The following is a 9,351-nucleotide window of genomic DNA, read 5'->3' as shown; positions in this document are numbered from 1 at the left end:
TCACTCCCCCATGCCTTTTGCATCCATCATGTCCTTAAATATCAAATCCAGCTGCATTGTATGGACTCCGCCCTGCCAGGTATGCCGGTCAGACTTAATCCAATACAATCCCTGCATCTGTGTCGCGGCGTCCTTTACAGTGACTGCGTTTCCCGCCGTGCAGTTGATATTCCCTATTGCTTCTATGCTAAGGGTCTGTTCCGGCTCCTTTATCAGGTTTCTTGCGGCTGTGTTTGGATCGATTCCTGATTCCGCTGTGTAATTTTCCTGAAACATCCCATATTTTGCAATGCTTAATTCGTCCCGTACCTCCCCGATCTGGTTCCCTTGCCCGTCATATATTTTTACCTGGTTTATGACCGCTTCTGTACTTTCAGAAATGGAAGCGTTATACAGGTTCACTTTATCCGAAAGTGTAATCCCATATGCTTGTTTTCCTTTTTCAATGACATCTAATTTCCTGTTTTTGATTGCACACATATATTTTATCCCGTTTACCATAAAGGCTTTTGTATACGCTTTCATGATTATGTCATAATAAGAATCGCTGTCACATAACATGGATGGGATAATAATTCCTGTTGATGCAATCTGCCCTGTTTCCATTCCAATATCACGGCATACCATCAGTGTGATTTCTTCCGGGGAAAGATTTTTAAAATTATATTTCCCCCTGGAATTCAGCAGATGGATCATTATGTCGGATGCATTATATGTAATTGTCCCTGTTTCGCTGGATCGTTCGATACCCCGGAACTGTCCATAAAATAACTCATTTCCATCTTCCATGGAAATATAATCCCCGGATGCTATTTCCGGCATCCGGTTCATATTTGGGTCATATGGGGCATTAATAATGCTCACATCCGCAGTTCTCGCGGCTGAGGTTATATCTCCGCCCCACTCTATCGATTCGGCCATTTGTGTAATGTCGTATTGGCTTCCATTTCTCTTGAAAAGTTTTATGTTCCTTTTCTCGCCCCCGATATTAATAAGGTTTGCCCTGGATGTATCAGGTTTGGATTCCCCCCTATTACATCCTTGTTTTGTTCATACAATGTTTTCCAGTCCGCTTTCCCTGTCAGCCTCATTGCTATTGCACTGAGGCAGTCACCTTTTTTTACAAGATAACTGACTGTTTCATTTGCCGGCGGCATTTCCCTGGATGTATCAAGCGTACTCACTCCCGGATTTGTATCTTCCGCATTTGGCAACCTGTACTCTTTGCATTCCAGCGTATACGAAACATCACCGCTTCCATCTTCTTCGGCGTGTTGGAAGCTTTCAATTGTCACCATCATATTAATGGATGTCCCTGTAATCGTCAGGCGCACATCTCCCGCCCTTTTCATAGCCTCGATAGAGTCCACATATGCCTTTGGCGGCTGCACCGGCGAGTATTCACAATAGGTCTGATAGGCATAAGGGAAAAAGGAAGAAAAACTTATTTCCGTCAATCCCCTGTTTCCTATCAGGTTGATTTCTCCCAGCGCATTGATGTTAATTACTTTGTTTTTCTGTCCGGATGTCACATTATAATTGGAAGGCAGCACTGGTATCCTTACCTCGTTTCCGCCTTGTCTAAGCCATACTTCCCTTGTAACTTCCTCCCATATTCACGCGTGCTTTTGACAGTTTCTGCACCAGTGCCTCCGCCATTTTATTAATATCGCTCTCTTCCCTGATAATAATTTCATCCGCAAGTTTGGCTATAGTGATATTCCCGGCTGCAGCCCCTTCCCTGCGGGCCATGCGCAATGATTCGTCGTGAGGATATACCCTGCTGCCACGCGGCAAATCAATAATTTCACCGCCACGCTCATGTACTCCTGCAATACCGCCTGGCCATGATTTTGTCCCTTTTGCCAGCATCGGAATCGTAGGTATATTTAGCGAAAATGTATTCCCGCCTATCTTCGGCACCCATTCCGGTATTGTAAATCCCATACCGTTGATCGTGCTAATTACATTATTGATTACAGATGCTACGCCATTAATAACACCCTTTGCAATCCCGGTAATTGCTTCAAACACGCCGCTGAAAATCTTCTGTACTCCTTCCCATGCCTGCGACCAGTTCCCGGAAAAAACGCCTGTGATGAATGTGATTATCCCATCCAATACCGTTGTAACCCCGTGTAAAATTGTTCCTAATTGTCCTACAAACGCAGTAACAAAACTAATTACATTCTGGAATCCAAATTTTATTTTTGTTATAAAAACGGAACCTATAAAAGACAGTATCGGCTGCAGGAATGATTTAATGCTTGCAATCATGGGGCCTATTTTAGCCACCACTGCTTGAAAGTAAGGGGCTACCGAACCAAAAATATTTTTTACCTGCTGTATGATTCCCCTCACTGCAGAAAATTCGCTGGTAAAATGTGAAGCAAACTGCTTTGCCGCTGCTTTTATTTTGTCAAAATTTTTGATTACCAAAACAATCGCCGCTATCAAAGCCACCAGGCCAATCACCACAATAGCAACCGGAGACGTTAACAAGGAAAAGATACTTCCTGCCGCTTTCACTGTTTTTGAAAGGGTATTAAATATCCGCAGCCCCTTTCCTACACCTGTAACAAGTTTCCCGAATACGATAACCGCCGGGCCGACTGCTGCCGCGATACCTGCAATCTTAATAACCATTTCCACCTGGGAATCAGACAGGCCGTTGAATTTATCAGCTGCTTTTTCCACCATGCCAGTAATCTTTTCGAAAGTTGGAATCAGCTTTTCACCGACTTTTATTCCCGCATTTTTTATTTTATTTAAAGTGATATTCCAGCGTTCCGCCGGCGTTATCATTTTTTTATAGGACTGTTCCGTAAGCCCTGCGGATTTATTCATCATTCCAAGGGCTGTGTTAAAATCACCGAATCCGGCGCCTGCAAGGACTGTCATAGAATTCAGGGCTTCCACAGAGCCAAACAGCTTGGCCATAGATTCCGTATTCCCGCCTGTCTTTTCACTGATTTCTGCCATGAACTGCGCCCATCCGACAGATTTTAAGTGGGCTGCATTAAATTCCAACCCCAGTTTTTTTGCTTCTTTCTGCGCATCTGCCGTAGGCTTCAGGATATTAGAATATGCCGCTTTCATTCCAGTAACCGCCTGGGATGTATTTATGCCGTTTTTAGTTAATACCGCGATAGAAGAAAACAGTTCCTGTGAGGATACGTTTAACGCATTGGCAACCGGCGTTACCTGTCCCATGCTGGACGCAAGTTCACCAAAAGTTGTTTTCCCATAATTCTGCGTCATCATCATCTGATCGGCAATGGCACTATAATCAACCGCACCCTGATATGAATTATATACGGTGGTCAGGCCGTCAATTGCCGTTGCGGTATCCGTAAAACCGGCCTTTGCCGCTTTGCTTGCTGTCTCCACCACTTTCAGGGATTCCGCTGTTTTTACCCCTGCAGAAATTGCCTGGTACTGCGCTTCCGATATTTCCGTTACCGCTATCCCTGTCTGGTTGGATAGGTCAATTATTCCCTGACGTATATTGTCCATACTCATTGCTGTTGTATCTGCTATTGTGGATACTTTCGCTATGCCGTCCTCAAAATCCAATGCCATTTTCCCAGCCGCAACCCCGACTCCAATAATAGGGGTCGTTACTGATGCAGCCAGGCCTTTTCCTACGTTCGTGATACCCTGCCCTGCCCGTTCGATATCCCTGGATATTTTTACGGCCGTTCTGGATGCATTCGTCATTGCCTGCACAGATTTTCCCAGATTACCACTGAATTCATCCCTCAGCCTCAAAATGGCATCTATTGTCCTACTCCTTAGCGTCCACCTCTTTTCCCCGTTCGCGCAGCTCTTCTATCATAAATATTTTTGTTATACGTTTATCGCTTTCCGGCATATCAAAATAATCAGACGGTTTCCATCCCTTGTCACGGAATAACAGATACATCAGACGGACTTCCGGATCAGTGTTAATCAGTTTTTTATTTTTTTATCAGTATCATCCCCGAATCCGCTTAGATCTGTAATAAGGTCAGAAACTTTCTGCATGTCTCCACCCTGGAACAGAATTCCCGCCAAATCTTTCGGCGTTGCGCATCCAAAATGTTTAAGTAGTTCCGGGTCTTTCAGGTTAGGTTCCATTATGCCCTCTACGACAATAAGGGTACTTGTGCTGTATACTTTCCCGTAATCCGCTTCACCGTTATCCCCAATAATCTGCGTTGAAAGCTCGGTATATCTTTCCCCCGGTATTGCCCTGCATTTTACAATGAATGGTTCCCCCATCATTTCTGAGAGTCTTTTAATTTCCATTGTTCCCGTGGGAATCTCAGTAAGCTTCCCACGATCCAATTTCATCAGTTTTTCAGCTAAATTCATTCTTTATTCCCCCCTTTTCAGATGCTGTCGAGTATTTCCCAATCCTCAAATGTGAAGGAATACGATTCCTCCCCATTTTTCCGTGCTTCCCAGTCTGCCAGGATTGATTTATCAAGTTTGCATCCGTATAAAGCAATTCGTTCCCCTCCGAAACTATCCGGATCTGCAAGCTTTGAAATGATTGTAAATGTAGGTGATTTCCCCTGCTTCAAAGCCTCCGAAACCTGCTTCATAATAAAAGAGGAAACCTTATGTAATTTGAATTCGCCTTTCCCTTCTATCCCTGTCATTTTCTGGCCATCAATCAAATGCCTTGTCCGTGTAACCGCTTCATACTTGATATTCAGCTCCGCTTTCAGGGAAATTACTTCAGCCATATACTGGCTGTTAAACCACATTTCCCCCCAATTTCCATTTATCACATTATCTGCTAAAAATCCTTCCATGCCGTGCCTCCTTAAATATAGATATTCAGATCGATATCCTCAATAGCGTCAAGGATCGATACTGTGGCCCTTAAAAATACGTGGGAACCTGTATTGGCTTCTTTTATTTGCTGGTCGCTCATGTCCTGTGTATCAACACCATTTTCTTCCAGATATTTTCTCTGTACCTGGATATCAATTTCACAGATTCCTGACTGGATGACGCCGCTCCTGGCCAATTCATTGAAATATTCATTGATCGCGGTAATCAACAGGCATTTGTTATCATAGGTATTTGGATATTTCCCAATGTAATTGTCCTGTACCGTGATTGTGATATCATCCTGTATCATGTCCATAGCTTCCACAATTTTTATTTTGCTGAAGCTTTTTCCCTTGGTTTCAGATACCGTAGTCAGGCTGGTTACTCCCCGGCATACTTTTACCTTTTCACCGTCCCACAGGAAAATAAATTTCCCGGCGTCCACAGCTGTATCCATGGCTGCCCTATCCAGCCTTGTACAGTCCGTAAAATCCCTAAGCGGTGCATAAGCGCAGGAAATTGTGATCGGCGTCCCCGCAAGCAGGCCGGCAACCCTTACCGCCGCTTTTCCCGGGGGATACTCTTTTTCCCCAATAAAAAGGCTGGAATCTACATTCACAATGCCTTCCGTATCCGCTGCCACACTGGGAAGGACTGCTTTCACTGTCCTTTTCTCCTGCCGCTGTTTCTTCACCCATTCTACGATATCCGCTGTTTTGCTGTCCTCTTTTACGGATGCAAAAACAAGCCAGTTAACCGTCACGGTTTCAAAATACTTAAGCATCTTCGCGTATTCGTCTGCAATTTCTCCCGCAGAATCCATCACATACAGAAGTACTTTTTTCGGCGTTGTTTCATATCCCGTCAGCGCAAACTTAATCAATTCCTGATTATCTGCACTCAGGCCCTCAGGCATTTCTGAATTCGGGAAGAGTGTTGCTTTCATTTCGGTACTGTCTTTCAATACCAGACCAACAATCCCCCTTTCCCCTCTCCGTGCCGCTGTTTCTGCTTTTTCGATAAAAATAATGTTAATTGCTGGCGCTCCCCTTATTTTCTCCTTTCTTTCACTGACAACTCTATTTCTTTCATTTTCTCTTCCTCAGGTTCTTTGTAACAATTTTCAAACCATTCCAAATCAAGAGTAATCTGAAGAATGTTGTTGTATTCCCCCACGTAATCATGGGTATATTCCTTAATATCAAGTTTCCGATCCTTTACGCAGAACTTCATCCCTATCATTTCCCGGATTTCTTCTACTTTTTGAAGTTGATCCGGTTCATCTGGCACCCGTTGAAAATAAGTGATTTTAAGGCTGCATGATTTTTTTATGAAATTCCGTGACACATAATTCATGCCGTATGGCACACATTCCAGAAAAAAATATGGTTTTCTCCATCCTTCTGTTGTATCATTCCCGTAAATTTTAACGTCCGGATACTTCTTTTTCAGCAGACTGTTAAGTTCCCATATCAGATCGCCGTAGCCTGTCATAACTTGTTCCCTTTCAACATTTCATCAAGGAATGCTTCGATTTCATCCGGGAATTTTTCTTCATATTCATGACTTGTTTTTTCTGCGTAATGTTTCCCGGGAACAGTACCGCCTGTGTCAACTCCATTAATCCATTTTTTATGGCCGTTTTCTACAAGATGGAAGTGCGGAGCTGTATTTTTAATATATGTCTGTGTTGCAACATGCCTTTCTTCATCCACAGTGACTTTCCAACTTTTAGGAATTGGCCTTTTTCCCTTTTTGTAAGAAGGCGGCATCTGTGAATTGCAATCTTTTGTAAACTCTTTTCCGATCTGTTTCATTTTTGCATTCGTTTCATCCGGGTATTTGGAAATCAACTCTTCAATATCCTTCTGCAGATCGTCCAGGCCTTTCACCATGAAATCAACTGCCACCGGCTATCACCTCCGCTTTTTTGTCCTGCAGTTTTTCTGTACACATGATTTCCTGAATGTATCCCTGTTCCTCTACGTTAATGATGCTGTTTATCAGGAATTGTTTCTCATGATATACCAATACATCCGCAGGCTGCAGATCCGGCAGAAAACGAATGGTTATTTTATATTCCAGACTGTTTGTATCCTTGTAATACTCCTGGTATTCTTTCCCTCTCACCGGCCTGATTTCCGCGTATACTGTTTTGTACGGAAGAAGCTGTGATACAAGGTTTCCAAGGGAATTTTCTGTATCCTGATACCGCATGATGGTAATGCGTTTTTTCAGCCTTCCCGGATTAATTCCCCTTCCGCCACCTCCTGACATTCTAATTGCAGCTGAAGGATTATGGATGCAAAAGTATATGACATTCTTTTTTTCTGCTGTTCTGTAACCATCAGCGTACGGTTATCGTACAAATCCTGTACGATTGCCATAAAAAGCATGTTCGCTTTTTCATTACTGCTGTCGTATTCCCCTACAGCGGAAATAATATAATTTTCAGCTGCCAGCATCATCTGTTCAATAATTCCGTCATCTTCGTCAAAATCAACGCGCAGGTATTCCTTTACTTTCTGCTTATCCATGCTGCGCCTCCTGACTCAAAATTTCTTCTATAATGTCAGCTTTTTTTGTTCTTGTAATGCTATAGCCCTGCGCAGCTGCCAGGTCTTTCAGGGCGCTGACCGTCATGCCCTGCAGCTCTCCGTCCGCCGGCGCGGGATTCCCGCTTCCCAGGCTATAGCTGTTTATTCCCCCGTTACACTGGCATCGGATAAATCCATTTCTGCATATACAAATGCTTCGGAATCCTTAATCTTGCAGTCCTCTCGTTCAATGGCACGGAAAATTGTTAAATCTTCTTCAAATGCGTTCAAACTCCCGATTGCCGCAATATTGGAAGTCATAATCGACATTAAATTTCTGTCGTAGAACTTGATTCCTTCTTTCAGGTCACCGATCAGGAACGGAATCTTGCGGTGTCCGGACGTTGCTGTATCTGAAGGAAAATCCTGATTAGGAAGCACAGTTACCGGGATAATAGTTGCTCCCGCGCAAAGCCTCATCTGCATCGGATCCGCAGGGTTCGGCTGCAGAAGATATTCCCCCTTATCATTTTTCAGGGTATCCAGCCACTGCAGGCCATCATCATTTGTAACAATCCGTGAAGTAGACTTAAATGCCTGCCCCAGAGTAACATTCAGCACTTTTTTGATATCATCAAGGCCTGCAACAGCTTCTTTTGTTTTTGTTTTGGCTACCCCCAGAATAATATTGTTACGGGTCACTCGGCTTTCGTCCCCCAGCCAGCTGACAAGTGTCCCTGTGATGTTGGCATCCGTATCCGCAAGCAGTTCATTGGTAACCGGCAGGTAACCGGCATATTTTGCGATTTCATAGTCCTGACGTTCAAACTGCGGCGTAGGCTTTGCCCCGATTTTCCCTCCCTCTGCCACTTTTGAAAATCCGGTCTGCTGTGCGCGTTTTTTAAAAGTCCTGCTGCCTTTATTGGTAGTTACGTTTTCCACATCGACCAGTTCAATCAGGGATGCTTTTGCGCTCCGGTATTCATTAACGCGCGTCTGGATATCTTCAGGAACGGTATACCCTCCGTCAGCCGGCACGCCTTCCTCCATTGTATTGCGGAACCCCTCCCTTGCCGCATTGGCAAATTCCTTTGTGGAATCCTTTTCCCCAGCCGGAATCCCATTCAGCACTCCAGGGTCTGTGATTTCTCCGGTTCCTTCCGGATCCATAACGTCCTTTAAAATGTCAAACTGTTCCTGCAGATTTTTCAGTTCCTCTTTTGCCGCCTTTGCTTCCTCCAGCTTGTTTTCATTTACCAGATTGGTAACCTTTTCCTTTGCTGCTTTAATAGCGTCCAGCATTTCCAGAAGTTTTTTATTCATTGTTTCCTCTCTTTCTCAGACTCCGTAAAAGTCTAAATCATATAATAACAGTTTCTTTTCTTCCTCTTCCCGGTCCTTTGCCTGCTTTTCTGCTGTCACCTGCTGCCGTATTTCATCCGTCAGGCGCATACCGGATACGGTATTTACCATAACTACGCTATCCTGCGTAATGGCATCTACAAACCCCAGTTCTAATGCCTGGTTGGCATTTATCCAGGTTTCCCGGTCCATCATTTTTAAAATTTCTTCCTCTGTTTTTCCAGTCTTTTCCACATACGCAGATGCTAAAGCAGAATTCATTTTTTTTAGGATTTCAGCATTTTTCTGCATGTCGTGGTAATCCCCGGATGCGCCCGACATAGAAACGTTATGTATCATCAGCATTGCAACCGGGCTTATTTCCGAATGGTTGGCCATAGCTATGACTGAGGCCGCAGAACCTGCCATCGACTGGATTTTTATTTCCACATCTTTCCTGCCCCGCAGCATGGAATAGATTTCCTGCGCTGCCATGACAGAGCCTCCACCGGAATTTACAAGCACCGTTAAAGTTTCCTCAGGCTGCAGACCGTCCATCACTGTTTTTATATCGTGCGGGCTTACTGCGTCCCATCCCAGCCATTCATAAATCCATTTGTCATCGTTTGATACGATATCCCCTCTAATA

13 protein-coding genes are annotated in these 9,351 nt (G+C 44.1%); all 13 read right to left on the bottom strand.

What is annotated here, in order from left to right; translation table 11 throughout:
* Complete coding sequence (locus FYJ45_RS25050) at positions 1–921, bottom strand: XkdQ/YqbQ family protein (RefSeq protein ID WP_154467792.1); 921 nt, start codon at positions 919–921, stop codon at positions 1–3.
* Between the two features lie 41 nt (positions 922–962).
* Positions 963–1,553: a LysM peptidoglycan-binding domain-containing protein gene (locus FYJ45_RS25045; RefSeq protein WP_154467790.1), complete on the bottom strand. Its 591-nt coding sequence runs from the start codon at positions 1,551–1,553 to the stop codon at positions 963–965.
* 28 nt (positions 1,554–1,581) lie between these two features.
* Complete coding sequence (locus tag FYJ45_RS25040) at positions 1,582–3,720, bottom strand: phage tail tape measure protein (RefSeq protein ID WP_235931009.1); 2,139 nt, start codon at positions 3,718–3,720, stop codon at positions 1,582–1,584.
* Positions 3,721–3,787: 67 nt separating this feature from the next.
* The gene (locus FYJ45_RS25035; RefSeq protein ID WP_154467786.1) at positions 3,788–3,925 is read right to left on the bottom strand and encodes a hypothetical protein; all 138 of its coding nucleotides are present in this window, start codon (positions 3,923–3,925) and stop codon (positions 3,788–3,790) included.
* Between the two features lie 26 nt (positions 3,926–3,951).
* Positions 3,952–4,356, bottom strand: a complete 405-nt coding sequence (locus FYJ45_RS25030; RefSeq protein ID WP_154467784.1) for a phage tail assembly chaperone — start codon at positions 4,354–4,356, stop codon at positions 3,952–3,954.
* 17 nt (positions 4,357–4,373) lie between these two features.
* Positions 4,374–4,802 (bottom strand): phage tail tube protein, encoded by a 429-nt coding sequence (locus FYJ45_RS25025; protein WP_154467782.1) that lies wholly within the window; start codon positions 4,800–4,802, stop codon positions 4,374–4,376.
* An 11-nt stretch (positions 4,803–4,813) separates the two neighbouring features.
* Positions 4,814–5,770 carry a phage tail sheath C-terminal domain-containing protein gene (locus FYJ45_RS25020; RefSeq protein WP_235931007.1) on the bottom strand — a complete coding sequence of 319 codons (957 nt, stop codon included), beginning with the start codon at positions 5,768–5,770 and terminating at the stop codon, positions 4,814–4,816.
* A gap of 104 nt (positions 5,771–5,874) precedes the next feature.
* Positions 5,875–6,318: a phage tail terminator family protein gene (locus FYJ45_RS30125; RefSeq protein WP_154467778.1), complete on the bottom strand. Its 444-nt coding sequence runs from the start codon at positions 6,316–6,318 to the stop codon at positions 5,875–5,877.
* Complete coding sequence (locus FYJ45_RS25010; RefSeq protein ID WP_154467776.1) at positions 6,315–6,734, bottom strand: HK97 gp10 family phage protein; 420 nt, start codon at positions 6,732–6,734, stop codon at positions 6,315–6,317. Before FYJ45_RS25010 ends, FYJ45_RS30125 begins: the two co-directional genes overlap by 4 nt.
* Positions 6,724–7,101 carry a phage head closure protein gene (locus FYJ45_RS25005; protein ID WP_154467774.1) on the bottom strand — a complete coding sequence of 126 codons (378 nt, stop codon included), beginning with the start codon at positions 7,099–7,101 and terminating at the stop codon, positions 6,724–6,726. Before FYJ45_RS25005 ends, FYJ45_RS25010 begins: the two co-directional genes overlap by 11 nt.
* Positions 7,059–7,361: a head-tail connector protein gene (locus FYJ45_RS25000; RefSeq protein WP_154467772.1), complete on the bottom strand. Its 303-nt coding sequence runs from the start codon at positions 7,359–7,361 to the stop codon at positions 7,059–7,061. Before FYJ45_RS25000 ends, FYJ45_RS25005 begins: the two co-directional genes overlap by 43 nt.
* 162 nt (positions 7,362–7,523) lie before the next feature.
* Positions 7,524–8,684 (bottom strand): phage major capsid protein, encoded by a 1,161-nt coding sequence (locus FYJ45_RS24990; RefSeq protein ID WP_154467768.1) that lies wholly within the window; start codon positions 8,682–8,684, stop codon positions 7,524–7,526.
* 15 nt (positions 8,685–8,699) lie between these two features.
* Positions 8,700–9,302, bottom strand: a complete 603-nt coding sequence (locus FYJ45_RS24985) for a head maturation protease, ClpP-related (RefSeq protein ID WP_154467766.1) — start codon at positions 9,300–9,302, stop codon at positions 8,700–8,702.
* Between the last annotated feature and the right edge of the window lie 49 nt (positions 9,303–9,351).

Source organism: Eisenbergiella porci, from assembly GCF_009696275.1.
GTDB classification, from domain to species: Bacteria; Bacillota; Clostridia; order Lachnospirales; family Lachnospiraceae; genus Eisenbergiella; species Eisenbergiella porci.
This window is presented reverse-complemented; position numbering and strand designations above follow the sequence as displayed.

Coding starts and splice junctions, on each gene's coding strand:
- FYJ45_RS25050 (WP_154467792.1), bottom strand. CDS start 921: ATGGCCGAATCGATAGAGTGGGGCGGAGATATAACCTCAGCCGCGAGA.
- FYJ45_RS25040 (WP_235931009.1), bottom strand. CDS start 3,720: ATGACGAATGCATCCAGAACGGCCGTAAAAATATCCAGGGATATCGAA.
- FYJ45_RS25035 (WP_154467786.1), bottom strand. CDS start 3,925: ATGTATCTGTTATTCCGTGACAAGGGATGGAAACCGTCTGATTATTTT.
- FYJ45_RS25030 (WP_154467784.1), bottom strand. CDS start 4,356: ATGAATTTAGCTGAAAAACTGATGAAATTGGATCGTGGGAAGCTTACT.
- FYJ45_RS25025 (WP_154467782.1), bottom strand. CDS start 4,802: ATGGAAGGATTTTTAGCAGATAATGTGATAAATGGAAATTGGGGGGAA.
- FYJ45_RS25020 (WP_235931007.1), bottom strand. CDS start 5,770: ATGAAAGCAACACTCTTCCCGAATTCAGAAATGCCTGAGGGCCTGAGT.
- FYJ45_RS30125 (WP_154467778.1), bottom strand. CDS start 6,318: ATGACAGGCTACGGCGATCTGATATGGGAACTTAACAGTCTGCTGAAA.
- FYJ45_RS25005 (WP_154467774.1), bottom strand. CDS start 7,101: ATGTCAGGAGGTGGCGGAAGGGGAATTAATCCGGGAAGGCTGAAAAAA.
- FYJ45_RS25000 (WP_154467772.1), bottom strand. CDS start 7,361: ATGGATAAGCAGAAAGTAAAGGAATACCTGCGCGTTGATTTTGACGAA.
- FYJ45_RS24990 (WP_154467768.1), bottom strand. CDS start 8,684: ATGAATAAAAAACTTCTGGAAATGCTGGACGCTATTAAAGCAGCAAAG.